The sequence below is a fragment of the Arthrobacter sp. TMT4-20 genome (genome assembly GCF_054510775.1).
In genome coordinates this window covers 157593-181225 of sequence record NZ_JBTNDW010000003.1, presented here as the reverse complement: position 1 = coordinate 181225, position 23633 = coordinate 157593, and the positions used below count along the sequence as shown (strand labels likewise).

At 64.8% G+C, this 23633-nt stretch carries 24 protein-coding genes; 4 read left to right on the top strand and 20 right to left on the bottom strand.

Annotated elements, in window-relative coordinates:
* Positions 1 to 86: 86 nt before the first annotated feature.
* The 5 genes from ACX80Z_RS05130 to pdhA are packed head-to-tail and all read right to left on the bottom strand — an operon-like array spanning position 87 to position 5461.
* The gene (locus ACX80Z_RS05130) at positions 87 to 965 is read right to left on the bottom strand and encodes an MBL fold metallo-hydrolase (protein ID WP_459315107.1); all 879 of its coding nucleotides are present in this window, start codon (positions 963 to 965) and stop codon (positions 87 to 89) included.
* A gap of 36 nt (positions 966 to 1001) precedes the next feature.
* The gene (locus tag ACX80Z_RS05125) at positions 1002 to 1832 is read right to left on the bottom strand and encodes an endonuclease/exonuclease/phosphatase family protein (protein WP_459315106.1); all 831 of its coding nucleotides are present in this window, start codon (positions 1830 to 1832) and stop codon (positions 1002 to 1004) included.
* 16 nt (positions 1833 to 1848) lie between these two features.
* On the bottom strand, positions 1849 to 3309 hold the full coding sequence (locus tag ACX80Z_RS05120) for a dihydrolipoamide acetyltransferase family protein (protein ID WP_459315105.1): 1461 nt from the start codon (positions 3307 to 3309) through the stop codon (positions 1849 to 1851).
* A complete protein-coding gene (locus ACX80Z_RS05115) occupies positions 3306 to 4379 on the bottom strand; it encodes an alpha-ketoacid dehydrogenase subunit beta (protein WP_459315104.1) in 1074 nt (357 codons plus the stop codon). The genes ACX80Z_RS05120 and ACX80Z_RS05115 overlap by 4 nt, the downstream gene beginning before the upstream one ends.
* A complete protein-coding gene (gene pdhA / locus ACX80Z_RS05110; protein ID WP_459304034.1) occupies positions 4376 to 5461 on the bottom strand; it encodes a pyruvate dehydrogenase (acetyl-transferring) E1 component subunit alpha in 1086 nt (361 codons plus the stop codon). Before pdhA ends, ACX80Z_RS05115 begins: the two co-directional genes overlap by 4 nt.
* Positions 5462 to 5746: 285 nt before the next feature.
* Between pdhA and ACX80Z_RS05105 the strand changes: the two genes are divergently transcribed.
* Positions 5747 to 6190, top strand: a complete 444-nt coding sequence (locus ACX80Z_RS05105) for an Lrp/AsnC family transcriptional regulator (protein WP_019481838.1) — start codon at positions 5747 to 5749, stop codon at positions 6188 to 6190.
* Positions 6191 to 6464: 274 nt separating this feature from the next.
* Here the strand turns inward: ACX80Z_RS05105 and ACX80Z_RS05100 are convergent, their stop codons facing one another.
* The 10 genes from ACX80Z_RS05100 to paaA form a co-directional block, all read right to left on the bottom strand.
* Positions 6465 to 7244, bottom strand: a complete 780-nt coding sequence (locus tag ACX80Z_RS05100; protein WP_459315103.1) for an enoyl-CoA hydratase/isomerase family protein — start codon at positions 7242 to 7244, stop codon at positions 6465 to 6467.
* Between the two features lie 42 nt (positions 7245 to 7286).
* Positions 7287 to 8039: an anti-sigma factor domain-containing protein gene (locus ACX80Z_RS05095; protein ID WP_459315102.1), complete on the bottom strand. Its 753-nt coding sequence runs from the start codon at positions 8037 to 8039 to the stop codon at positions 7287 to 7289.
* Complete coding sequence (locus ACX80Z_RS05090; protein WP_459315101.1) at positions 8026 to 8595, bottom strand: RNA polymerase sigma factor; 570 nt, start codon at positions 8593 to 8595, stop codon at positions 8026 to 8028. The genes ACX80Z_RS05095 and ACX80Z_RS05090 overlap by 14 nt, the downstream gene beginning before the upstream one ends.
* Before the next feature lie 82 nt (positions 8596 to 8677).
* On the bottom strand, positions 8678 to 9397 hold the full coding sequence (locus tag ACX80Z_RS05085; RefSeq protein WP_459315100.1) for a class F sortase: 720 nt from the start codon (positions 9395 to 9397) through the stop codon (positions 8678 to 8680).
* A 103-nt stretch (positions 9398 to 9500) separates the two neighbouring features.
* Positions 9501 to 10322 (bottom strand): DUF4397 domain-containing protein, encoded by an 822-nt coding sequence (locus ACX80Z_RS05080; RefSeq protein ID WP_459315099.1) that lies wholly within the window; start codon positions 10320 to 10322, stop codon positions 9501 to 9503.
* Positions 10323 to 10429: 107 nt separating this feature from the next.
* Complete coding sequence (gene paaE, locus ACX80Z_RS05075; protein WP_459315098.1) at positions 10430 to 11602, bottom strand: 1,2-phenylacetyl-CoA epoxidase subunit PaaE; 1173 nt, start codon at positions 11600 to 11602, stop codon at positions 10430 to 10432.
* Entirely contained in the window at positions 11603 to 12142 is a 540-nt protein-coding gene (paaD, locus tag ACX80Z_RS05070) for a 1,2-phenylacetyl-CoA epoxidase subunit PaaD (RefSeq protein WP_459315097.1), read from the bottom strand.
* A 14-nt stretch (positions 12143 to 12156) separates the two neighbouring features.
* The gene (paaC, locus tag ACX80Z_RS05065; RefSeq protein WP_116779036.1) at positions 12157 to 12981 is read right to left on the bottom strand and encodes a 1,2-phenylacetyl-CoA epoxidase subunit PaaC; all 825 of its coding nucleotides are present in this window, start codon (positions 12979 to 12981) and stop codon (positions 12157 to 12159) included.
* The gene (gene paaB, locus ACX80Z_RS05060; RefSeq protein WP_243400636.1) at positions 12978 to 13325 is read right to left on the bottom strand and encodes a 1,2-phenylacetyl-CoA epoxidase subunit PaaB; all 348 of its coding nucleotides are present in this window, start codon (positions 13323 to 13325) and stop codon (positions 12978 to 12980) included. Before paaB ends, paaC begins: the two co-directional genes overlap by 4 nt.
* Positions 13326 to 14339 (bottom strand): 1,2-phenylacetyl-CoA epoxidase subunit PaaA, encoded by a 1014-nt coding sequence (paaA, locus tag ACX80Z_RS05055; protein WP_459303925.1) that lies wholly within the window; start codon positions 14337 to 14339, stop codon positions 13326 to 13328. It lies immediately after the preceding gene.
* 213 nt (positions 14340 to 14552) lie between these two features.
* Between paaA and ACX80Z_RS05050 the strand changes: the two genes are divergently transcribed.
* The 3 genes from ACX80Z_RS05050 (at position 14553) to ACX80Z_RS05040 (ending at position 17842) form a co-directional block, all read left to right on the top strand.
* Positions 14553 to 14891 carry a PadR family transcriptional regulator gene (locus ACX80Z_RS05050; protein WP_116779037.1) on the top strand — a complete coding sequence of 113 codons (339 nt, stop codon included), beginning with the start codon at positions 14553 to 14555 and terminating at the stop codon, positions 14889 to 14891.
* Positions 14888 to 15595 (top strand): hypothetical protein, encoded by a 708-nt coding sequence (locus tag ACX80Z_RS05045; protein ID WP_459315096.1) that lies wholly within the window; start codon positions 14888 to 14890, stop codon positions 15593 to 15595. Before ACX80Z_RS05050 ends, ACX80Z_RS05045 begins: the two co-directional genes overlap by 4 nt.
* 66 nt (positions 15596 to 15661) lie before the next feature.
* A complete protein-coding gene (locus ACX80Z_RS05040; protein ID WP_459315095.1) occupies positions 15662 to 17842 on the top strand; it encodes a S9 family peptidase in 2181 nt (726 codons plus the stop codon).
* Here the strand turns inward: ACX80Z_RS05040 and ACX80Z_RS05035 are convergent.
* Genes ACX80Z_RS05035 through ACX80Z_RS05015 form a run of 5 tightly spaced genes read right to left on the bottom strand, consistent with a single transcriptional unit; the run spans position 17779 to position 23629 of the window.
* Entirely contained in the window at positions 17779 to 18864 is a 1086-nt protein-coding gene (locus ACX80Z_RS05035) for a LacI family DNA-binding transcriptional regulator (RefSeq protein ID WP_459315094.1), read from the bottom strand. The genes ACX80Z_RS05040 and ACX80Z_RS05035 overlap by 64 nt on opposite strands.
* A gap of 38 nt (positions 18865 to 18902) precedes the next feature.
* A complete protein-coding gene (locus ACX80Z_RS05030; RefSeq protein WP_459315093.1) occupies positions 18903 to 20402 on the bottom strand; it encodes a GH1 family beta-glucosidase in 1500 nt (499 codons plus the stop codon).
* On the bottom strand, positions 20399 to 21313 hold the full coding sequence (locus tag ACX80Z_RS05025; protein WP_116779040.1) for a carbohydrate ABC transporter permease: 915 nt from the start codon (positions 21311 to 21313) through the stop codon (positions 20399 to 20401). The genes ACX80Z_RS05030 and ACX80Z_RS05025 overlap by 4 nt, the downstream gene beginning before the upstream one ends.
* Entirely contained in the window at positions 21310 to 22293 is a 984-nt protein-coding gene (locus ACX80Z_RS05020; protein WP_019482378.1) for a carbohydrate ABC transporter permease, read from the bottom strand. The genes ACX80Z_RS05025 and ACX80Z_RS05020 overlap by 4 nt, the downstream gene beginning before the upstream one ends.
* A gap of 4 nt (positions 22294 to 22297) precedes the next feature.
* Positions 22298 to 23629, bottom strand: a complete 1332-nt coding sequence (locus ACX80Z_RS05015) for an ABC transporter substrate-binding protein (protein WP_459315092.1) — start codon at positions 23627 to 23629, stop codon at positions 22298 to 22300.
* Between the last annotated feature and the right edge of the window lie 4 nt (positions 23630 to 23633).

Below are 23633 nucleotides of genomic sequence, written 5' to 3'. Positions count from 1 at the left end.
GCCCTGGGCACCGTTAGCACCATGATCCTCTTCATTATGAGGTTCGTCACGGGTGAGGGCGCGGATTGCCCGGCGGGAGCCTGGGATCAGGACTTGGAGGCCTGATGCCACTTCCAGTGCGCGAGGGTCCGTAACCGGATGAGCAGCGCCCGGGATTGTTCGGGGCCGTAGGGCAGGATGGGGATGGCCTTGGTCATGTCCACTGATGCTTCATCCATTGCCACCTTGGTGACCCGCACCGCGGTGCGCATTTTATATAGCTGTGCCGTGACAAATTCGACGCCCACGGGGTTGCCGTGCCCCGGGATGAAAACGTCATAAAGGTCCTCCAGTGCTGCGATCTTGCCCAGGGTGCGGATCCAGTCCGCAGGATACGAGTCTTCAAACCCCGGGTCACCGCCTTCTTCGACCAGATCCCCGGTGAAGAGTACGTTGCCTGCGCCGATCAGGAGATCGTTATCCGTGTGGCCTGCCCCCAGATGGAACAGGGTCACGCTGATGCCGCCCAGGTCCAGGTCGACGGGGCCACCGTCCACCACCTTGTTGGCGGGGTGGATGGCTGTGTGGGGACCGGCGTCGTCGGCCATGGCTGGCTCGAGCTCTGCGACGAACTGACGCTGCTGCTCTCCGGTCTGCGCCAGGTCTTCCGCGCAGCGTGCGGTGGCCCAGATTTCCTCGACCCCCTGTGCGGCGAAATACGCATTGCCGAACGCATGGTCGAAGTGGGAGTGGGTGTTCACAGCTGTCACCGGCAGGTCCGTGAGTTCTCGGACGGCGTCCAGGATGACGGCGGCCTGCGCTGGGCCGGCACCGGTGTCGATCACGAGGGCCCGCTCGGTGCCGACGACGAGACCCGGGTTGATCCGGTATCCAGCGTCACGCAGTATCCAGGTCTGCGTTCCCACTTCCCGCCAACGGGACTCGGTCTCCTTCGACACAGTGTCTACTGTTGGCGTCTCAGACATGGATTCCTCTCAACAACGATGGATGTGGTGGCCGTTCTACGCGCCGCCGGCACCCAGCAGCAGGACAGCCTGCACTGGGGCGTGATCGGACGGCCACGCCCCACCGTACCGGGTGACGTTGATTCCTGCCCGCAGGACGGTGAATTCTGGGGTGGCAAGGATCCAGTCGATCCGCTTGGCGCCGCGCTGCGGCTTACGATAATGGGGGAAGGTGCCCCATTGTTCGGTGAGTTGACGGTGCGCGGCGGTCCAGGTGTCACGCAGCACCCCCGACCCGGTCAGGATCGTGTAGGGCCCGGACGGCGCATCAATGTTGAAGTCCCCCATCACGATGCCCGGGAGTTGAGAGTCCCGCACCAGGTGTCGCAGTGTGTCCGCCGAATAGAGGCGGGAGCGGCGGGACAGATGGTCCAGGTGGGTGTTGATCACCACGAAGTCCTCCCCGGTGCCCAGATCCTTGAACCTGGCACGGACCGCGATCCGGGGGATCCGGTTTCCCCACGACGTCGAACCGGCAACGGTTGGTTTGCTTGAGAGCGCAAACTGCTCCCAGTCGAGCAGCGCCAGCCGGCGCCGGTCGTAGAAGAGCGGGCACTGCTCACCATTGCCATCGTCGTTGCGCCCCCGACCGATCCCGGCGTAGTCGGGTCCGAGCCCGGCCCGCACCGCGTCCAGCTGGGTTGGGAGTGCCTCCTGGACGCCCAACAGGCTGGGCTGCTCATCGCGTAGGAGCCGGGTCACCAACGGCGCGCGAACCGCCCAGGAATCCCGGTTGGTAGGCAAAAGGTGCGGCATTGACCGTCGGATGTTGAAGGTCATCACGTGCTGCTCAGGGGCTGCTACCGGGCCGATGAGCGGTACGGTCACCGCTGGGCCCCTCGCTTCAAAGGTCTGCAAGCACGGTGCCCGGATTCTCGATCGCGTCCGCCACATACCGCAGGAACCCGCCGGCAACACCGCCATCACACACCCGGTGATCGAAGGTCAGAGTGAGTTCGGTGATTTTCCGTACAGCCAGGGCACCGCCCACCACCCACGGCCGGTCAATGATTCGGCCAATACCCAAAATCGCAGCTTCGGGGTGATTGATGATGGCTGCGCTACCGTCGACTCCAAACACGCCGTAGTTGTTCAGGGTGAACGTCCCCGAGGTCAGCTCGGCGGGCGTGGCTTTGCCGTCCCGCACGACGGCGGTAAGGCGGCGGATCTCAGCATCCAGCCCGCGGGCGCTCAGCGTGTCTGCGCGTCGAACGCAGGGCACCATCAGACCCCGATCGGTTTGAGCGGCGATCCCCAGATTCACCCCGTCGAAGCTGAGAATTTCCTGGCGACCCTCATCGTCGGTGACGATTCGGGTGTTCAGGTCCGGATACTTTGCCAGCCCGGCTGTCACGAACCGGGCCACGAAAGCCAGTAACCCGGGGGTCTGGTCGGGATTTGTTGCCTTGAGTGAGGCCCTGAGGTCCATCAGGGCGGTAGCGTCCACATCGACCCAGACCGTTGCCTCGGGGATCTCCCGGCGGCTACGGGCCATGGTGTCTGCCACAGTCTTCCGCACCCCCTTCAGTGGAGTGCGGGCGGCAATCTCCAGCCCCGACTTGCGATCAGTATCCGCACCCACCGGATCAGGGGCGACGCTTTCGCTGCTGTTGTCGGTGGGCGACCCGGTGATTGTCGCGGAGCCGGTGGCACGGCTGATGGCCTGCTGCACATCCTTTCGGAGCACCAACCCGCCAGTGCCCGAACCGGTGAGATCGGCAGGGGCCAGGCCCGCATCACGGGCCAGTTTTCGGACCAGCGGTGAGATGAAGAGCGGCGCAGCACCAGTCGGCGCGGTTCCCGAGGGTGCAGCGATCTGCTGCTTTGGCCGCCGCCGGCGCCCGGAGGTGAGTCCGCCGGGGGTGCCATAGCCGATCAGGACGTTGCCCGATCCTTCATCGGCAGCGGGAGCCGCAACCGGCTCGGAGGATTCGGGCGGGGTGATTCCGGCTCGTTCTTCTTCGCGGTAGGTTTCCTCGGCGACCGTGGGTGGCGCCTCGCCCGTCGGCTCGGCCCCGCTGGGGGCGCCTGCAGGGCGCACCGAGATGAGTGGCTTGCCGACGTCGATGGTTTCACCGGCACGACCGTGAAGTTTCTCGACCACACCGGCAAAGGGTGACGGCACCTCAACCACGGATTTGGCGGTTTCCACCTCGGCGATGGTCTGATCCACCACCACGACGTCGCCCTCGGCAACCAGCCAGTTCACCAGCTCCGCTTCGGTAAGTCCTTCGCCCAGATCGGGGAGGTTGAAGACCTGAAGGGCAGTGCCCGGCGCGGGTGCGCTGGTGGCCATAGCACTCATGCCTGATCCTCCCACTGCAGTTCGTCAACGGTGTCCAGAATTCGGTCAACACTTGGTAGAAAGAAGTGTTCCAGCTTCGGCGATGGGTACGGGACATCAAACCCCGTGACACGCCGGACCGGGGCCGCCAGCGAGTGGAAACAGCGTTCCTGGATGCGCGCAACAATCTCTGCCGCGACCGAGGCGAACCCGGGCGCCTCAGCAATCACCACGGCCCGGCCGGTCTTGCGGACACTGGCGCACACGGTCTCGTCGTCGAACGGGACGATGGAGCGCACGTCGATAACCTCCAGCGAACGCCCCTCCTCCGCCGCGGCCGCCGCTGCGGCCATCGCCGTGGGTACCGAGGGGCCGTAGGCGACCAGGGTGGCGTCGGTGCCCGCCCGCGCAACGACTGCCCGGCCGATGGACGGCGCGCTGGAGGAGGACTCGAAGTTTTCCCGGAGTTCCTCAAGATCCAGCACTTCCTTGGACCAGTACAGTTTTTTCGGTTCGAGGAAGACGACCGGGTCCGGGTAGCGGATGGCTTCACGCAGCATGGTGTAGGCGTCCCGGACTGTTGCCGGGGCCAGGACCGTCAACCCAGGCGTGTGGGCATAGTAGGACTCCGACGAGTCGCAGTGGTGTTCAACTCCGCCAATGCCGCCTGCGTAGGGGATGCGAATCACGATCGGTAGCTTGACCTTGCCTTTGGTGCGGTTCGGCATTTTTGCGACGTGGCTGACTACCTGTTCAAAGGCAGGGTAGGCGAACGCGTCGAATTGCATTTCGACCACCGGGCGCATCCCGTTCATCGCCATGCCGACGGCCATCCCCATGATTCCGGCCTCGGCCAGGGGGGTGTCAAAGCACCGGTCCGTGCCGAACCGGGCGGTGAGCCCGTCGGTGATCCTGAAGACCCCACCCAGCGCCCCAACGTCCTCACCAAACATCACCACCGATGAGTCGGCAGCCATGGCATCGGCGAGCGCAGCGTTAAGCGCCCTGGCGAAGGTGACCGGCTGGGCGGTGGATCGTTCCGCCTGCACAGTGGTGGAGTCGTCCCGCAGGCGTTCAGTGGTGTCGGTCATGGTGTCACTTCCTCGGCGGAATTTTCCCGGCTAAGTTCCCCGCGCAACAGTTCGGCTTGTTCGCGCAGCTGGCTCGTCTTCTCCGTGAAGACATAATTGAACAGATCGTCAGGGTCGACCACCGGATCCGTATTGAGTCCGTCCCTGAGGGTGGCCGCCATCGCCTCGGCGTCCGCCGCAATGCGGGTCTCGCCGTCGTCGTCGAGCAGGTTCAACCCGCGCAGGTAGGTGCGCATCCGGCTCAGCGGATCCTTGGGGATCCACTTCTGAACATCGTCCGGGGATCGGTAGCGGGAGGGGTCATCGGCATTGGTGTGGGCCTGCATCCGGTAGGTGTGGGCTTCGACCAGGGAGGGGCCGCCGCCGTCGCGCGCCCGGTCAACCGCCGCGCCGAGGACTGAGAGCAGGGCGGCGAGGTCGTTGCCATCCACTCGCTCGCCCGGCATCCCGTACCCGATCGCCTTATGCGCCAACGACGGCGCGACGGTTTGCGACTTCAGGGGCACCGAAATGGCGTACTCGTTGTTCTGGATGAGGAAGACCACCGGGACGTGGAAGACCGCCGCGAAGTTCAGGGCCTCGTGGAAGTCGCCTTCGCTGGTGGCGCCGTCGCCGCACAGGGCAAGCACCACGGTGTCCTCGCCCTTCAATTTGGCCGCATGAGCGACCCCGACCGCATGGAGTAGCTGGGTAGCGAGGGGCGTGGCCTGCGTGGCGACCTTGTGCTCCAGCGGGTCGTACCCGGAGTGCCAGTCACCGCGCAGCAGCGTGAGAACTTCGAGCGGGTCCACACCACGGGTGATCACCGCGACCGTGTCCCGGTAGGTGGGGAACAGCCAGTCCTGGCGATCGATGACGACGGCGGCCGCCACCTGGCATGCCTCCTGGCCGTGGGATGAAGGGTAGACAGCCATCCGGCCCTGTCGTACCAGGGCATTGGCCTGATCGTTGATGCGACGGCCGATGACCAGTTTCTGGTACGCGCCCAGCAGACGACTGCTGTCCGGAAACGGGTAGGAATCGTTCGGGACCTTGACGCCGTTCGGGTCCACCAATTGGACAGGAACCGCCGAGGGAAGCATTTCGGCGTCCTGTCGGTCCGAGGTGTCTGCCGTGCCGTGTGCGAGTTTATTGCCGCTCGAGATGGTCATCTCCGCCTCCGTCATACCGCCCACTGGGGCGGCGGTTAGCTTGATCCCGCGAACCCGGATGTCGCCGAGCACTGGATGTTGTGTCACCCAATTATGGACTTCGGTTCCTATTCGTATCCACCAAACGGTAAAGTTCCAGACTGATGCTCATTTAGTCCCCAAGTTGGTGGACGGATTGTAAATGTGAGCTGCGTTACGTGGAAAGGTGTAGACAAAATGGTGGATCAGCCGTTGGACGAGGTGGACCGGAGAATTCTTGCCGAGCTCACCAGGGATGGCCGCCAGTCGGTCACCGTAGTGGCGGAAAGGGTGCACATCTCCCGCGCACACGCCTACTCCCGTATTGCCCGACTCACGGATTCGGGAGTGCTAACCAAGTTCACTGCGCTAATTGACCCGATCAAGGCAGGACTGCGGTCATCCGCCTACGTGACCCTCAAGGTCCAACAGCATGCCTGGCGGGAATTGCGTGAACAGTTGCGGCTGGTCCCTGAGATTCACCACATCGCACTGGTAGGCGGGGACTTCGACGTCATTCTGTTGGTGCGGGCTGAAGACAATGTGGGGCTGCGCCGGGTCATTTTCGATCAACTGCAGTCCATGCCAGGCGTGATGGACACCCAGACGTTCCTGGTGTTCGAGGACATTGACACTCGCTGACCCGGGCAGGCGCGCAACCCGGGGTGTCTCGGGGGCGCTGGGTGGTGTGGCCAAGGGGCGGTCTCTGACTGGTGGTGACATCCCGTTCTGAATGTCATCCTCCCCCATGAGACGCTGCGAAACCGCTCCTTGGCCACACCACCAGTAAAAGTCATTGCCTCAGGAAAATACTTTGAATTCGCCATTGTTTCTAAATGTTTCCCGAAAAGTTATAAACTTTTTGCATCCAAACACACACTTGCCGTGGCCGGACCGTTCTCCGTGCGGGCGGCGGTCAGCCTTTGAACACGGGTTTGCGCTTCTCCTGAAAGGCAGTGAACCCTTCCGCGTAGTCGTCGCTGCGGCACAACTCACCCTGTGCAACGTTTTCCGCACTGATTGACTCCCAGAGCCCCAGCCGCCGGTCGCGGATGCCAGCTACCAGTTCCTTCGAGGCGCGGAAAGCCCCCGTTGCAGCGGAGGCGACCCGCTGGGCGGTTTCGCGGGTGCGCGGCAGCAGATCTTCGGCGGGCATGACCCGGCTAAACAGGCCGGCGGCGACGGCGTCAGCCCCACTCATGAGCTCGGCCGTATAAATCAGGTCCAGGGTGCGGTGGGCGCCAAGTCGTTCGGTGAACAGCCAGTGCCCGCCCGAGTCGAGGGTCGCTCCAAGATTGGCAAACGGTGACCCGAGTTTGGCGTTTTCGGCGACGTAGACCACATCGGTGGCGACCAGCAGCCCGAGCCCGACGCCGAGGCACGCACCATGGGCGGCCGCAAACGTCGGGGCGGGGAAGCCTGCCATCTTCTGGAGCAGGGGTGTCACCAGCCCCTCCAGGTAAGCGACGGCGTCGTCGGTCTCAGGATGGACATTTGAAATATCGCGTCCAGCGCAAAACGCCCGGCCCTCGCCGCGCAGCAGCAGTGCCCGCACCTTTCCGTCGGCCGCGGCGGCGGTCGCTTCGTCGTAGGCCCGGGACAAGCCACCGAGTGCGTCTTCGTCGAGCGAGTTGAGTTTGGCTGGAGCGTTGAGCACAATTTCCGCGACGTTGTTCTCAATGGTCAGATCAATCATGGTCAATGCCTTCCGGTCTGGTGCCTCCAGCCTAGCGGTGACCTACCCGACTTCGGCTTCCAGCGTGCCACGCAGGACGCTCACTCCTGAGTGCAGCGGGTCACCGTCGAGGGGCTCATCAGAGACGTCGACGATCGGGAAGGCCACAAGGTCCACGTTGTCGGGGATCACCAGTGAACTGGTGCCTCCCCCGATCACACCGAGACTATACATTTGCTGCAGGTCTGGTGCGATCAGCCAAACTTCCTGATATCCGTCGGCCTGATCCTCGGTCACGGTGATCTGCAGGGTGCGCACGCCGTCGTCCGACGTAGACACACTGGCGCTGCCCCCGGCGGTGAAGCCAGCCAGCGGGTCCAGCTGGCTTTGCGCAACAATATCCGGGGCGGCTTCCGCTCGTACCTGCTGAACCGCCCACACAGCTCCAGCACCGGTCAAGACTCCGGCGGCGACGGCGGCGATTAGGAATTTCGGGGTGAAGGTCCGCTTTTCCGCCCGCAGCTGTGACAACTCGGAGACCGGTGCGGTGTCCTGCACCGGGGAGGGCGACGTCAGCGGGTCGGTACTGAGTGCAGGCTGCAGGCCCAGTTCCTGATGAATAGCAGCCCACACCTGCGAATCCGGCGACTCCAGCGGTGCCGCGGTGATATCGCCGCGAGCGGCAAGCACCACGCCGTTCAGCTCCCGCACCTCACTGGCACACGCGTCGCACCCATCGAGGTGAACCTGCGAGTCTGTATCCAGTGGTTCGTCCAGGGCAGCCATGCTGAGGGTGCCCGGGTCAAGGTGTTGCATTCCAGGTCTCCAATCGGCTGCGTAGTTGGGTGAGGCTTCGGCGAATATGGCTCTTGACAGTGCCGAGGGGCAAATCGAGCCGGGAAGAAATTTGTTGGTGCGTTAAGTCTTCGTAGAAGGCGAGCCGAAGGATTGATTGCTGCGGTTCGCCTAACAGTTCGAGTTCTGAATTGAGCACCACCCGGTTGGCGACGCTCTCTATCTCGTCGGCGCCCCTTTCCTGCTCCCTCGGACCGCCGACGGTGTGGACCCGCTGCACCAGGCTGTCAGTTTTTTGCCGGGCGGCCTGGGCATCGGACACCAGGTTCCGGCTAATACCAAGTAGCCACGCAGGGAGGCTCCCCGCGTCGGGGCTATACCCTGAACGAAAGCGCCAGGCCCTGACAAATACTTCCTGGGTGACATCGGCGGCTGCTGACCGGTCTCCCAGTGAACGAAGCGCCACCGTGAAAATCAGTGGCGCAAAACTTCGGTAGGCAAGGGCGAGGGCGTGCTCGTCGCCCGCTGAGAATTCGACGTCGCGCTGTGGTGTCCACTCATGGCCTGGAGGTGTCAAAATACTCTCCTTACGCCGCGGCCGCGTCTCTTATGCCCCCCGCTGGGCATCCTCTCCGCTGGGTCACTGCATTCTGACCCGTTCAGAGCGGGGAGGCCGTCAGCACAACATTATCCTCATAATCATCCTTGTCTACTAGCCAGTCTCCTCCGCAGGTAATGATCACCAGCTGATGTTCCCCATCACGCTGGAAAATTTCTGAGGTGTTCAGGGTTGCCTTCGGCTCGTGTCTGACGCCGGTCACCTCATATTGCACCGGCTCCGCGTTCTCGCGACCGACGGTGATCAGGGTGCCTACCGGCACGTTCTTCAGCTGGGTAAAGGGCATCACTTCCGTCCCAATGTCGATGTGGGCCGCGAGAACGGCGTTGCCCGCTGCTGACCCCGGCGCCGGGCCGTAGCGATACCAGCCCGCCTCATAGAAGCTCTCCGGTATTTCCATTTCGTTGTCATCCTCAATCCCGACGTCGATGACGCCGACCTGGATGTCGGTGCCTGCGATATCCAGCGAAACGGGCGACGGCGTCGCCTCCGCCAGAGCGCCGGTGGCCGGGCGGATGGCAACCCCCGAGGTGACGACGTCGCTCGCCGGGAGGTCGACGTCGTCGGGCGGTGCCTGCACGGTCGCCGATCCCGAGGTGGTGGCCGGGCTGGTGGCGGGGGCGGGGGCGGTGGCCGGGGTGGTGGCTGACTGCGCGTCAGGAGTAGGTGATTGGGCAGCTGGCGTGGCGCACCCGCCAGCGAACAGCCCAAAAGATGCGGTCAGGAGGACGGCTACGGAACGACAGGATTTGCTGGGCAACGGCTTGAGCTTTCAACGGGTCCGGTCAGACGGACTGCTTAGAGGGTGACAGACAGGTGGGCAGGGTGAGGAACGCGAGGGGCCCCACCCTGCCCACACTGGCTTATTTGTCGGCGCGGGCGGTCCGGACCCGTGCGGCGACCGCTGCACCCGAGAGGAGCAGCAAGCCGAGGGCCCCAGCTCCGATGATGGCTACGGTGTTGTCCTGAGCTGGACCGGCCTGGGCACCGGGTACAGCTGCGGGGTCGGAATGCAAACCCTCGATGACCTGGGTGGCGAGGGCGAGATTGCCGTCCTCAAGGCTTCCCCAGGCATAGACGATCGTCGCGGTGCCTTCGCCGAGGGTCAGGTCTGCTGGACCGATGACCGGATCAGTGGTTCCGGTGGCAGCAACCGAGGCGGAGATGGTTCCTGGATCAGTGGTCAGGGTCGCTTCGTCCGGGTTGCTGAGGTTCTCAACCACCACCGCGTCGCCGGCGAGGACGTCGACAGCTGGGGCGGCAGCGGTATGGCGGACGGTCAGCCGTGACTGTCCGGCCTCGACCGCTGAAACGTCATTCGTGTAGAAGTTGGCGGTCGGGGCGCCCTCGGCATCGAGGTTGGCCGTGGCCGTGTAGTTTCCACCCGCCGCGAGGGTCACCGCCACTGGACCAATGACCGGTGCGCTGGCGTCTGCGGCATCGGCAGCTGTCACGGCCAACTCGTAGTCACCTGCCGGTAGGTTCAGGGGTCCGGCAAGTTCACCGGGGGTAAAGTCGTCGAGGGTCAGGTCACCGTTGACATAGACGTCGACCGTGAGATCGGGGACAGCGTGCAGAACTGACAATGAGGCCGTATCGGCGGTCTCGGTGGCTACCGCCGGGGCGGCAACCGTGGCGGCGCCGAGCACGGCGACAGCACCTACTGCATAAAGACTCTTTCGCATTTTCTTGCTCCTCACTCGGGCCCGGGTGGGCCACCAGATGCTTACACCCGGTACTACCGTCGGCGAGGGCACTTTGGATGCAGCAGGGGCAGATTTTCTGGAAAGACTCAGGCGTCGTAGTCGACCGATACTGCGTCACTGGTCGGCCGGGACTGGCAGGTGAGGACGTAGCCCTTCTCTATTTCGTCCGCCTCCAACGCGTAGTTTTCTTCCATTTCAACCGTGCCGGTGACCAGCTTGGCACGGCAGGTACCGCAGACCCCGCCGGCGCAGGCGAAGGGCACATCCGGCCGGACCCGCAGCGCCGCGTTGAGGATCGATTCCCGCGCGTGGGTGGGGCTGGTGACCTGGCCTTGCAACCCGTCCAGGTTGAACGAGATGGTGAAGTTCTCGCCGCCGTCGTCGGCACGGACGGGGCGGCCAATCTGGCCTTCGGGACGGGTGGGTTCGCCGGTCGAGAAAAGCTCAAACCTGATCTTTTCGGGGGCGACGCCGCGCTCCCCCAGGGTGTCGCGGCACAGCTGGACGAGTTCAAAGGGGCCGCAGAGGAACCATTCGTCGACGTCGTCGGTCCGGATCACGGTGCCCAGCAGTTTTTGCAGCTTGTCCGCATCGATCCGTCCGCTCAGCAGCGGGGAGATACGCTGCTCGCGGGACAGCACATGGTGCAGCGCGAACCTGGCCGGATAGCGGTCCTTCAGGTCGGCGAGCTCCTCCAGGAACATGACGTCCATGGCGGCCTTGTTGGCGTAAATCAAATCGAAACGCACGGAGGCGTTCGCGGCGAGGACTGTTCGGGCGATGGCGATCACCGGGGTAATGCCTGAGCCGGCAGCCACTGCGACGAAAGTTGTTTCCCCGGCGACAGCCAGATTTCCCTGCAGGTCCTCGGGCCGGTTGAGCTCGTTCATCTCGTGCTTCGAGATGAACTGGCCCATCGGGCTCATCACGTCGAGCCGGTCACCGGCCTTCAGCGACTCGTTGGCCCAGCTGGAAAACACGCCACCGAGATCCCTCTTGATGGCCACCCGGATCTCACCGGGCACCGGTTCGGCGCAGATGGAATAGCTGCGCCGCACCTCCACCGGGGCGCCGTCGACGTCGAGCGTGGTGCGCAGCGCCACGTACTGGCCCGGGAGGTAGTTGTACTTGTCAGCCAGGTGGTCGGGGACGGCGAAGGTCACCTCGATGGCGTCTCCGGTGAGGCGCCGGACCTCGGCGACGGTGAGCTCGTTGAAGGCCGTACGGCGCTGGGTGGATGGGGCTAGCTTGACGGCCATTTAGAGCACCTTGAAGTAGTCGAAGGGTTCCTTGCAGTCCTGGCAGACGTAGAGCGCCTTGCAGGAGGTGGAACCGAAGCGGGTGAGTTCGCGGGTATTCAGGGAGGAGCATTGGGGGCATTTCACGCTGAGACCCACCCTGACCGGGCCTGCCGCGGCCATCCCGGAGGGCGGGGCGATGCCGTACTCGTCGAGTTTCGCTTTGCCGGCGCTGGTCATCCAGTCGGTGGTCCAGGCCGGCGCGAGCGTGAGTTTGACCGATACGTTCTGATACCCGTGGCCGGCGAGCGCGCTGGTGACGTCGTCGCGGATCGCATCCATAGCCGGGCACCCCGAATAGGTGGGAGTAATGGTTACGGTGATGGCGCCGTCGTCGTCGATCTGCGCCTCGCGGAGGATCCCCAGATCCTCGATGGTGAGGACCGGGATCTCAGGGTCCACCACAGTGGCGGCGATGTCCCAGACCTTCCCGGCCTCGGCACCGGCGGGCCGGTGGGCGGTGTTGGTACTGGTGTTGACTCCAGATGTATCAATGCTCACGGTTGTCGCCTCCGTTACCAGGTGGCGCCGGGGTGCTCGCGGGCGAGTACCTGCATTTCGGCGAGCAGATAGCCGAGATGTTCGCTGTGTTTGCCGTGGCGTCCGCCGCCGACCGCGGCAGGCACCGCAGGAATCTCGAGTTCGGCCTCAGCGAACAGGGAGGCGAGAAGGGAATCAACCGGTGCGCGCAGCGTGCTCGGGCGAACTGCCGCGTCGCCGAGCGTGTCGATGAGCTGGTCGTCGACGAACAGTTCCTCCACATAGGGCCAGGTCAGTTTGAGACCGGCAATCATGCGGCGGCGCGACTCGTCGGTGCCGAGGGCCAGGCGGAGAACCCACTGGCTGCTGTGGTCGCGGTGGTAATCCACCTCTTTGACGGCCTTCGCCGCGATGGCGGCGAGGGTCGGATCGGTCGAATGCATCAGCCGCGAGTACAGCTCGAACTGGTAGTGCGAGACCACCAGTTGGCGGGCGATGGTGCGGGCGAAGTCGCCGTTCGGCTGCACGAACAGGTGGGCGCAGCGGAACTCCGGTTCGCGCCTGAAGTAGGCAAGATCGTCCTCGGTCTTGTCCAGGCCGTGGCCAGCGTAGCTGAGGAAGGAACGGGCGTGACCGATCAGGTCCAGGGCAATGTTGCCGAGGGCCACGTCCTCTTCCAGCTCCGGTGCCCGCGAGATCCACCAGCCCAGCCGCTGGGCGAGGATCAGCGAGTCGTCGCCGAGACGCAGCGCATATTCCGCGACGTCGGTGCTCGGCTTCAGGTCCGATGCGGCAATGTCCTCCGGGCGCAGCGCGTTGCCCGGCGTGGTGCGGGTGGCGCTGGCGTTCGATTCGCTCACAGGTGCTTCACCCCATCGCTCTTTGTGTAGTACGTGGCATGCCGGTAATCCTTGCCCTGCGGGGATTCAAAGAACTGTCCCTTGGCATCAGGGTCGCTGGTAATGATTGACGACGCCGGCACCACCCACAGGCTCACACCTTCGTTACGCCGGGTGTACAGGTCACGGGCGTTACGGACTGCCATCTCGGCGTCGGGCGCGTGCAGCGAACCCGCGTGCACATGGGACAGACCGCGTGATGAGCGCACGAACACCTCCCACAAGGGCCAGGGCTGGCGTTTCTCGGGAGCCAATGGAGCCGGCGCTGTCGAGCCGTCGTCGCCTGTTGTTGAACCGCCGGTCATCTAGGCCGCCTTCTGCTGTGCTGTTGCTGCCCGCTTGTCGGCGTAGGCTGCCGCTGCTTCGCGCACCCAGGCGCCGTCTTCGTGGGCTTCCCGACGGCGTTCCATCCGCTGGGCATTGCAGGGCCCCCGACCGGCGAGGACTTCCTTGAACTCGTTCCAGTCCAGTGGGGCATGCTCCCACTGCTGGGTGTCTTCGTTGAACCGGATCTCGTCATCTGGGAGGGTCAGGCCGAGCACCTTCACCTGCTCGACCATCATGCCGACAAAGCGTGAGCGCAGTTCGTCGTTGGAGAATCGCTTGATGTTCCAGGCCATCGACTGCTTGGAGTTCGGCGAATCGTCGTCGGGTGGGCCGAACATCATCAGTGACGGCGCGTACCAGCGGTTGACGGCGTCCTGGGCCATTTCCTTCTGGGCGGGGGTGCCGTTGGCCAGTTCCAGGAGGATCTCGAAGCCCTGGCGCTGGTGGAAGGATTCCTCCTTGCAAATCCGCACCATGGCACGGCCGTAGGGCCCGTAGGAGGCGCGGCAGAGGGGCACCTGGTTGGCGATTGCGGCGCCGTCGACCAGCCAGCCGATGGCACCCATGTCGGCCCAGGTGACGGCCGGATAGTTGAAGATGCTTGAGTAGCGGGCCTTGCCGGCAATGAGGTCCTCGGTCATCTTGTCCCTTGGCGTGCCGAGGGTTTCGGCCGCCGAGTAGAGGTACAGGCCATGGCCTGCCTCATCCTGGACCTTGGCCATGAGGATGGCCTTGCGCTTCAGCGACGGTGCGCGGGAGATCCAGTTGGCTTCAGGCTGCATGCCGATGATCTCGGAGTGGGCGTGCTGGGAGATCTGCCGGGCGAGGGTCTTCCGGTAAGCCTCGGGCATCCAGTCGCGGGGCTCGATGCGGGAGTCCTCGCTGATGAGCCGTTCGAACTGTTCCCGGCCAGCTCGCTCGTCCTCGGTTTCAGTCCTTGCCTCGGACCTGTTCCCGGACGGCATCTGGTCAACTGCTGGCGCTGTTGCCATGGTGGTCACCTCACTGTGAGCGTCGAAAGTACGCGGGGTCGGCCGCAAATTAATTACCGACCGTTCGTTCAGGATATCGGGAGGGTGCCCGGACAGTCAACAGCCGCCGTCAGCCTGCCGCCCCCACCCGCGGGCGCCACCCACTGTGCCTCTCCGCGCTCGGGTGTGCAGGACTAGGTAGACAGGCTGACTAGTTAGTGCAACTATGTAGTCATGAGCGACAGACAATGGCCCAGCGAGTGGATGAGGGGAGCCTTAGGCATGAGCGTCCTCAAGGTCCTGGAGGCCGGACCCACCTACGGGTACGCGATCGCCACGGCGCTGGAGGAAGCGGGACTCGGCTCGATCAAGGGTGGCACGCTCTACCCGCTCCTCACCCGATTCGAGTCGGCCGAACTGGTCACCACTCAGTGGCGCGCGGGCGACGGCGGCCCGGGTCGGAAGTACTTCTCACTCACCGACGCCGGCCGCTCCGAACTGGCTCGGCAGACCGCCGAGTGGCAGGCCTTCACCACCCGGACACTGACCCACCTGAACGGAGACACCCCGTGACCGACACCAAGAAAGACCAGCAGTGGCTGACGGATTTTGTCCTCGAGCTCTCGCACCGCGGAGTCGGCGGACGGGACATCGGCGACTCCAAGGCATCAGTCGAATCCCACCTCGCCGACAGCGGGGAATCAGCTGAGGAGGCGTTTGGGAGCCCAGTTGACTACGCCCAGGCTCTGGAGTTCGCCGACACTCCGGACGAGAGCCTTCCACCGGTGCTGCTGCCGGCTCTGCTCGGCATCTTCGGTCTGATGCATTACCTGCCTGCCATCGCCGCAGTCGCGCAGGGACAGCCGGTGAGGTTCACCGGCACCGAATTCGCACTGTTCCTCGCCCTCGGGGTATCCCTGGTGCTGATCGTGAAGAACATCTTTCGGTTGGTGAAGCAGTGGTGGTGGCTTCTGGCGATCTGGATGGCTGTCGTTGGTCTTGGTATCCTCGCCTCGCTCCTCCCTCTGCTGCTTGACCTTCCCGAGCTGGAAGCCAACGCGGGCGCAGTAGCAACAATCACTGGCGTCCTTCTAGTGGGCGCCGGATTCTGGACCCGAGCGGCGATCAACAACAGCGAGGGTGTCATCACGCCACCCAATGCGGCGTCGACCGACGACAAAGACGGTGCGGTAGAGCGCGTGATGGTCGCTTTGGCTCCGTGGCTGATGGCCATCGGAGCAGCGATATTCACAGTCGGGGCTTTCCTGGCCGCGTAGCTCAGCTATTCCAGGGCCCGGACCAGCTGAAACCTGCATGCCTGACTCTCTGGCAGGATGGTTTCCATGACTGCAGAGACGCACTTCCCCGCCCCTCCCGTTGCCAAAAAGGTGCCGACGGAACGCACCCACCACTCGGATACCTTCGTGGACGAGTACGAGTGGCTGCGGGAAAAGGAAAGCCCCGAGGTCCTCGCCCACCTCACGGCCGAGAACAGGTACACCGACGCCGTGACCGCCGGCCAGGAACAGCTCCGGCAGGACATCTTCACCGAGATCAAGAACCGGACGCAGGAAACCGATCTGTCCGTGCCGTCCCGCAAGAAGGGCTGGTGGTATTACGCCCGCACCGAGGAGGGCAAGCAGTACGCCATCAACTGCCGGGTCGCCGCCACTGACACTGGTGATCTCGCCAGCGACTGGACGCCACCGGAGATTGTCCCCGGCAAGCCGATTGAGGGCGAACAGGTGATGCTGGACGGAAACGCGGAGGCCGAAGGGAAGCCCTTCTTCTCCCTTGGCGGGCTGGCTGTTACCGAGGACGGGAACCTCCTGGCCTATTGCGAAGACAACGCGGGCGACGAGCGTTTCACCCTGCGGATCAAGGATCTGCGTACCGGCGATCTGCTTCCCGACGTGGTGCCGAACATCTTCTACGGGCTGGCCTTCTCCCCCGACGGCACCCAGGTGTTTTACACGGTGGTCGACGATTCCTGGCGCCCCTACCAGGTCAGATCCCACACGCTCGGCACCCCGGTGGAGCAGGACACGGTGGTCTATCAGGAGGACGACGTCGCCATGTGGACCGGCTTCGACCTGTCAGCCGACCGGACCCAACTGCTCATCGGCATCGGTTGCTCCGAGTACAGCGAGTACCGTGTGCTGGACCTGACCAACCAGTCAGCCGGCCTGCTCACCCTGATTCCGCGCAGTGAAAAGGTCCTCTACGAGGCCGATCCGGTAACGGTCGACGGCGAGCGCCACTATGTGCTCACGCACAACCGGAATGCCCGGAACTCAATGGTCAGCCTGGCCGCGGAGTCCGAGTTCGCCAAGCCACTCTCCGACCAGCGGTGGAACACGGTGGTGGCGCACGACGACGCCGTCCGGGTGGGCGGCGTCGCCGTCACCTCCACCCACCTGATCGTCTCGGTCCGCAAGGACACTATCGAACGTGTCCAGGTACTCCCGCTCGCCGGGCTCGGCGCGGCCGACCAGCCCGCCCCCGAGGAGCCAGGGTTCGATGAAGAGCTCTTCACCTGCCACCTGGCCGACGCCGAGTTCGATTCGCCGATCATCAGGCTCTCCTACACCTCCTTCTTCACTCCCCCACGTGTCTACGACTATGTCCTCGACACCGGAAGCCTGCTGCTGCGCAAGGAGACCGAGGTGCGTGGCGGCTACCGCCCGGAGGATTACACGGCGGAGCGGCAGTGGGCCACAGCGGCTGATGGCACGCTGATCCCCCTGTCCGTCCTGCGCCGGGCCGATCTCGCCGACGACGGCGCCAACCCCGCACTGGTCTACGCCTACGGCAGCTACGAAATCAGCATGGACCCGGGCTTTTCGATCGCCCGGCTGTCACTGCTGGACCGCGGGGTCGTCTTCGTGGTGGCGCATATCCGGGGCGGCGGAGAAATGGGCCGCACCTGGTACGAGGGCGGCAAGAAGCTCAACAAAAAGAACACGTTCACCGACTTCGTCGATGCGACCCGGCATGTGGCGGCGTCGCCCTATGTCGATCCCAGCAGGATCGCCGCAATGGGCGGGTCCGCTGGCGGGCTGCTGATGGGCGCGATCACCAATCTGGCACCCGACCTGTACCGGGCGGTGGTGGCACAGGTGCCGTTCGTCGACGCGCTGACCACCATCCTCGACCCCGAACTGCCGCTCTCGGCACTGGAGTGGGAGGAATGGGGCAACCCGATCACCGACCCCGCGGTGTATCAGTACATGAAGGAGTACACCCCCTACGAGAACATCAAGGCGACCCGGTACCCGCGGATCGCGGCGGTGACGAGCTTCAACGACACCCGGGTGCTCTATGTGGAGCCCGCCAAATGGGTGGCCAAGCTCCGCGAGACCACCACGGGCAGCGAGCCGATTGTGCTGAAGACCGAGATGGACGGTGGCCACGGCGGTGCGAGCGGACGGTATGAGCGGTGGAAGGATGTCGCCTGGGACTACGCCTTCGTGGCGGCGGCCCTTGGTGCCGAGGAGCTCCGGACCACCAGTTCCGCCGGGTAGACCACCGGGTCGGGGTGGGTGCCGGGAGCCTCAATCTCCTCGAGCAGCATGGCGCCGGCCTTGGTTGCCATCTCCACCATCGGCTGGGTGATGGTACTCAGGGCCGGCGACGCCAGGGCGGCAATGCTGTGGTTGTCATACCCCACCACGGCGACGTCGTCGGGTACCCGTAGCCCGCGGGACCGCAGGACCTCCAGCACACCGACGGCCATCAGGTCGGACGCGGCGAAGATCGCGTCGGTGCCGGGGGCAGCGTCGAGCAGCCGCCGGGTCGCCTCGGCCGCACCCACGGTGGTGAAGTCGGCGAACTCGACGGGGCTCGGCGCCGCCCCGGCGTCGCGCAGCCCGTCCTGCCAGCCCCGGAGGCGGTCGACGGCGGCGGTCATGTCAGCGGGTCCGGCGATGGTGGCGGGGCGCTGGCTCCCCGCGGCGAGCAGGTGCTGCGCTGCCTGGGTGCCGCCACCATAGTTGTCGGTGTCGACGTACGTCAGTCCGTGCTGGCTCTGCCAGGGCCTGCCGATGAAGATGATGGGCAGGCCACTCTCCGCCAGCGGCCCCACCCAAGTGTCCCCCTGGTGGTGCGACACCACGATGGCCCCATCCACGTGCCCGCCCCGCAGGTAGCGCACGGTCCGCGCCGCATCGTCGCTGCGGGACATGAGCAGGACCAGCTGCACATCGGTTTCCCGCAGCGACTCGGTGACGCCGGTGATGACCATGGCGAAGAAGGGGTCCATCATGACGCGCATGTCCGGTTCAGGAATGACCAGCGCTATCGACGCGGTACGCCGGGTGACCAGTGACCGTGCCGCACGGTTGGGCGTGTAGGCGAGGGCGACGACGGCGGCGTCCACCGCAGCCTGCGCCTCCGGGCTCACCCGGCTGCCCCCGTTGATGGCACGCGACGCCGTCGACCGGGACACGCCAGCCGCCGCCGCCAGGTCCTCAAGGGTGGGGCTGTATTTCGCTCCCGGCGGGTGGGCGAGTCCGGGACGCCCGGCCCGTGGTTGCTGATCATTCATCACCTAGAGAATACGACACGATGACCTGCCAGCGGGGCCTACCTGCTGGTGGCCAGCACGGTGTCCCCCGGGCCAGTCACCGCCTCCGCGGGGCCGGGTCCCACCTGGTGCACCGGGCCGGGGGTCCGCAGCGCGTTGGCCGCGGCGGCCCGGGCATACCAGAGGGCGCTGGCCTTCGGAGTCCGCTGCTGAGTGTCATAGTCCACCCGGACCAGACCGAAGCGCTGGTGATAGCCCCACGCCCATTCGAAGTTGTCCAGGAAGGACCACGCGAGGTAGCCGCGCACGTCGGCGCCGTCGTCGATCGCTGCCCGGACCGCCCTCAGATGACTGTCGAAGTAGGCCAGCCGGTCCTGGTCGTCAACGAACCCCGACCCGTCAGGCACGTCATCGTAGGCAGCACCGTTTTCGGTGACGTAGACGGGGATGCCCGCCGGCCCGGTGTACTCCTCGTGGATGCGGACCAGCAGCCGGCGCAGGCCGTCGGGCTGCACCTCCCAGCCCATCCCGGTAACCGGGAGGCCGCGCGGTGCGGACCGTACCCCGTCGGCTGCGACATACGGCGACGCGACCGGTCGGCCCTGCGGGGCGTGCCCGCCGTCGTCGTTGGCAGGATCGACCGACGTCGTCACCGCCTCGCCGTGATAATAGTTCACGCCCAGCAGGTCAAGAGGCTCGGAGATGACGGCCAGGTCGCCGTCGTGGATGAACTCCTCCAGGCCAAGGTGGCGGACGTCGTCGAGCACGTCCTGGGGGTACTGGCCCCTGAACACCGGATCGAGGAAGATCCGGTTGAACTGGCCGTCGATGCGGCGGGCGGCGTCGACATCGGCGTCGCTGTCCGGGTCGACCGGATCCGGGACGGTGAGGTTCAGCGTCAGCCCCAGCTGCGCTGCCGGGTCACGCCGGCGCAGCTCCTGCGCCGCCAGCCCGTGGCCGAGGAGCAGGTGGTGCGCTGCGGCGAGCGCGGCGCGGGGGTCCTGCCTGCCGGGCGCGTGAATCCCCGCCGCGTACCCGAGGAACGCTGAACACCACGGCTCGTTCAGGGTGGTCCAGATGCGGACCCGGTCGCCGAGGGCTTCATGCAGCACTGCTGCATACTCAGCGAACCGGTAGGCGGTGTCGCGGTTGGCCCAGCCGCCCTGCTCCTCCAGCGCCTGCGGCAGGTCCCAGTGATAGAGGGTCAGCCAGGGCTTGATGCCGGCGGCGACCAGCTGATCCACCAGGCGGGAGTAGAACTCGATGCCCTCGGTGTTCGGCGTCACCCCGTCCGGCATGCACCGGGCCCAGGAAGTGGAGAAGCGGTAGGCCTGCAGGTTGAGCTGTTTCATCAACGCCACGTCGTCGGCTGAGCGGTGGTAGTGGTCGCAGGCGATGTCACCGTTGTGCGCATCGGCAACCGCTCCGGGCTCCCGGGAGAACACGTCCCAGATGGAATCCTGCCGGCCGTCCTCGTGGGCTGCCCCTTCAATCTGGTAGGCCGCCGTGGCCGCACCCCAGAGGAATCCCTCCGGAAAGGTGATGTCTGTGTTGGTCATCCTTTGACTGCTCCTTGCATGATTCCTGAAACGAGTTGGCGTCCTGCGAGAACGAATACCAGCAGGAGTGGGATGGTCGAAAGCACTGCACCGGCGAGAACCACAGAGTAGTCAACGAAGTGGGCTGCCTGGAGTAGCTGCAGTGCCACCGGAAGAGTGGGATTGCTGGGGTCGAGCACGATGAAAGGCCAGAAGAAGTTGGTCCAGGTGGCCATGAAGGTGAAGAGGGCCAGCATGGCGGCGGCTGGCCGAGCGGCCGGGAGCCCCACGTGCCAGAACGCCCTGATCATCGACGCCCCGTCGACCCGCACCGCCTCGATCAGCTCATCGGGCAGTGCATCCCGGATGTACTGGGTCATCCAGAACACACCGAACGCCGTCACGAGGGCTGGGATGATCACCGCCCACAGGGACCCGGTCCAGCCAAACCTGGACATCACAATGAACAGGGGCACCACGCCGAGCTGGGTGGGGACCGCCATGGTGGCGATCACAAACACCAGCAGCCACTTGCTGCCCTTGAACTTCAGTTTGGCGAAGGCGAAACCGGCCAGCGTCGAGAAAAAGACCACCGAGAACGCGGTCACGCTGGAGACCAGCAACGAGTTCCCGAGCGCTGTCCAGAAGGGAATGCTGTCCAGCACCTGCGCCGCGTTGGCCAGGAAGTTACCGCCCGGCAGCAGGGGGATCCCGCGGGACAACACGGTACTGTCGTGGCTGCCGACCAGGAAGGACCAGTAGAGCGGGAATAGCGAACCGAGCAGGACGGCGCCGAGGAACCCGTAGGTGAGGAACCCGGGGCGCCGCCCGGTTCCGCCCGGGCCTTTCCGACGACGTCGGTTGCCCCGGCGGGACGCAGCGCGTGCTGCCCCCTTTCCTGCCGTTTGTGCGGTCAGAGGAATGGAGCTCACTTGGTGCCTCCCTGGTTGGCGATGCGCCGGGTGATGAAAAAGTTCAGGACTGCAATCAACACGATGATCAGGAACAGCAGCCAGGCGACGGCCGAGGCTCGTCCGAAGTTGCGTTGGCCCCACCCCAGTTCCCAGATGTACATCGTGAGGGTCTGCCACTGCCGGTCGGCTCCACCCAACCCGTACTGGTCGAACACCCGCGGCTCGTCGAAGATCTGAAGTCCGCCGATGGTCGAGGTGATCACCACGAAGATGACCGTGGGCCTCAGCATCGGCACGGTGAGCGAGAAGAACTGGCGGAGCCGGCCCGCCCCGTCGATGGCCGCCGATTCGTAAACGTCCCGCGGAATGGCCTGCATGGCCGCCAGGAAAATCAGCGTGTTGTAGCCGATCCAGCGGAAATTCACCATAGTGGCGATGGCCATGTGGCTGGCCGTCGGATCGGAGTGCCAGCGCACGCCCTCGAATCCGAGCGACCTGAGAATCTCGTTGACCAGGCCGAACTGGTCGGCGAACAGGTTGTTGAAGATCAGGCCCACAGCCACCGGTGCGACGACGAATGGAACCAGGACCCCCATCCGCCAGAAGGTTTTCGCCCGCAGGTTCGCGTCGAGGAAGGCGGCGATGACGATTGCCGCCACCACCTGTGGCACTGAGGAGAGCAGGAAGATGCTGAACGTGTTGCCCACAGCGTTCCAGAAGAACGGCTGGGACAGGATGAACGTGTAGTTCTCCAGCCCCGCGAACTCCCCCTGGCCGCCGATCAGGTTCCAGTTGTGGATGGAAACCCAGGCCGTGTATCCCAGGGGAAACAGGCCGGTGATGGCGAACAGGAGGAAGAACGGCGAGATGTAGAGGTACGGGGAAAACTTCACATCCCAGCGGGACAGCCGATGGGAGAAAGTGATCCGTCGAACCTTTTTGGACGACGGCGGGCGCCGGGGTGGGGCTGGTTTCAGCGCCCGGTCGGTGACGGCCATGGTGTCAGAGCGCGTTGACCGCGGTGACGAACTTGTCCCAGGAGGAGGCGACGTCGTCGGTCTGGTCGACGTCGACACGGGTCAGGGCCTGCTGCATCGCATCGTTGATGGGGAAGTACTTCGGTCCCTTGAAGGGGGTGACGTCCACGGCCAGCGCCCGCTCGGCGAGGATCTCCCCGGTGGGTGCGTCGTTGAAGAACTCGTTGGTCGCGTCCAGCAGGTCGGTGCTTTCCAGTGCCTCGACCTGGCTGGGGAAGGTGCCCTTCGCGTTGAATGCCTTGATCTGCTGTTCGGGTGCGGTGAGCCAGTCGGCGAGCTTCTTGGCTTCGGCCTGTTTTTCGCCCTGCACGGGGACCGTCAGGTAGGACCCGCCCCAGTTGCCGCCACCGCCGGGGAAGACATTGGCAATGTCCCATCCTTCGACGCCTTCGGCGTTGCCCTCAATGACACCGAGCATCCAGCCGGGGCACAGCATGGTGGCAAACGCATCGGACTGGAATCCCGCCGTCCAGTCTTCGCTCCACTGGCCCAGATGGGCGGAAAGGTTGTCATCCACCGAGGCAGCGACCACGGTCTCGTAGATTTCCTTGACCTCGGCGTTATCGGCGGCGATGACCGTGCCGTCCTCATTTTCGTAGGCGTTCTCAACCTGGTTGATCATGCCCTGGTAGGTGGCTCCGGCTGAATCGAACCAGGCGACTCCGTCGCTGGCGGCGACGAAGTCCCGTCCAGCCTCAAAGTAGCTGTCCCAGGTGCCGCCCAGTAGCGCAGCGACTTCGTCCCGGTCGGTGGGCAGGCCAGCGTCCTCAAAGAGGTCGGCCCGGTAGCAGACACCCTGGGGGCCCACATCGGTGCCGTAGCCGATGAGCTTGCCATCCGGGGTGGTGGCGGCCTCGGTCTTCCAGTCCAGCCAGCGGCCGTCGACCGCAGGGTCGGCGAGGTCAGCGAACTGGTCGGGGAATTCCATCAGCTCCGCCAGCCAGTCAACCTCGATCGCTTCGATGTCGGAGAGTCCCGACCCTGCGGCCAGCCGGGTGGTGAGGTTGTCGCGGGCCTCGTTGGAGGTGGCCGCCTTTTTGTGTTCGATGGTCACGTTGTCGTTGAGTTCTTCGTATTCGGTGAAGAGGTCTTCGTACCCGAACTCGTTGAAGGTGGCAACGGTGAGAGTGACGTCTGACTCGCCGGTAGCGTCGTCGATATTGCCCGCCGGGGCTGAATTGGAACCGCAGGCTGAGACGGCGAGGGCTAGGCAAACTGCGCTGGCTGATAGCGCGGTGAATCTGGCTCGATTGTGCACGGGGTGACTCCTTTGTCGGGTGATGACCTGAATCGTCATGGGA

What these genes read in the sequence shown, in the direction of transcription:
- paaA (WP_459303925.1), bottom strand. Translation starts at nt 14,339, where the DNA reads ATGGCAACAGCGCCAGCAGTTGACCAGATGCCGTCCGGGAACAGGTCC.
- ACX80Z_RS05115 (WP_459315104.1), bottom strand. Translation starts at nt 4,379, where the DNA reads ATGACCGACACCACTGAACGCCTGCGGGACGACTCCACCACTGTGCAG.
- paaE (WP_459315098.1), bottom strand. Translation starts at nt 11,602, where the DNA reads ATGGCCGTCAAGCTAGCCCCATCCACCCAGCGCCGTACGGCCTTCAAC.
- ACX80Z_RS05015 (WP_459315092.1), bottom strand. Translation starts at nt 23,629, where the DNA reads ATGACGATTCAGGTCATCACCCGACAAAGGAGTCACCCCGTGCACAAT.
- ACX80Z_RS05035 (WP_459315094.1), bottom strand. Translation starts at nt 18,864, where the DNA reads ATGAATGATCAGCAACCACGGGCCGGGCGTCCCGGACTCGCCCACCCG.
- ACX80Z_RS05020 (WP_019482378.1), bottom strand. Translation starts at nt 22,293, where the DNA reads ATGGCCGTCACCGACCGGGCGCTGAAACCAGCCCCACCCCGGCGCCCG.
- ACX80Z_RS05080 (WP_459315099.1), bottom strand. Translation starts at nt 10,322, where the DNA reads ATGCGAAAGAGTCTTTATGCAGTAGGTGCTGTCGCCGTGCTCGGCGCC.
- ACX80Z_RS05050 (WP_116779037.1), top strand. Translation starts at nt 14,553, where the DNA reads ATGAGCGACAGACAATGGCCCAGCGAGTGGATGAGGGGAGCCTTAGGC.
- ACX80Z_RS05040 (WP_459315095.1), top strand. Translation starts at nt 15,662, where the DNA reads ATGACTGCAGAGACGCACTTCCCCGCCCCTCCCGTTGCCAAAAAGGTG.
- ACX80Z_RS05130 (WP_459315107.1), bottom strand. Translation starts at nt 965, where the DNA reads ATGTCTGAGACGCCAACAGTAGACACTGTGTCGAAGGAGACCGAGTCC.
- paaB (WP_243400636.1), bottom strand. Translation starts at nt 13,325, where the DNA reads ATGACCGGCGGTTCAACAACAGGCGACGACGGCTCGACAGCGCCGGCT.
- ACX80Z_RS05100 (WP_459315103.1), bottom strand. Translation starts at nt 7,244, where the DNA reads ATGATTGATCTGACCATTGAGAACAACGTCGCGGAAATTGTGCTCAAC.
- ACX80Z_RS05030 (WP_459315093.1), bottom strand. Translation starts at nt 20,402, where the DNA reads ATGACCAACACAGACATCACCTTTCCGGAGGGATTCCTCTGGGGTGCG.
- ACX80Z_RS05105 (WP_019481838.1), top strand. Translation starts at nt 5,747, where the DNA reads ATGGTGGATCAGCCGTTGGACGAGGTGGACCGGAGAATTCTTGCCGAG.
- ACX80Z_RS05120 (WP_459315105.1), bottom strand. Translation starts at nt 3,309, where the DNA reads ATGAGTGCTATGGCCACCAGCGCACCCGCGCCGGGCACTGCCCTTCAG.
- ACX80Z_RS05095 (WP_459315102.1), bottom strand. Translation starts at nt 8,039, where the DNA reads ATGCAACACCTTGACCCGGGCACCCTCAGCATGGCTGCCCTGGACGAA.
- pdhA (WP_459304034.1), bottom strand. Translation starts at nt 5,461, where the DNA reads ATGCTTCCCTCGGCGGTTCCTGTCCAATTGGTGGACCCGAACGGCGTC.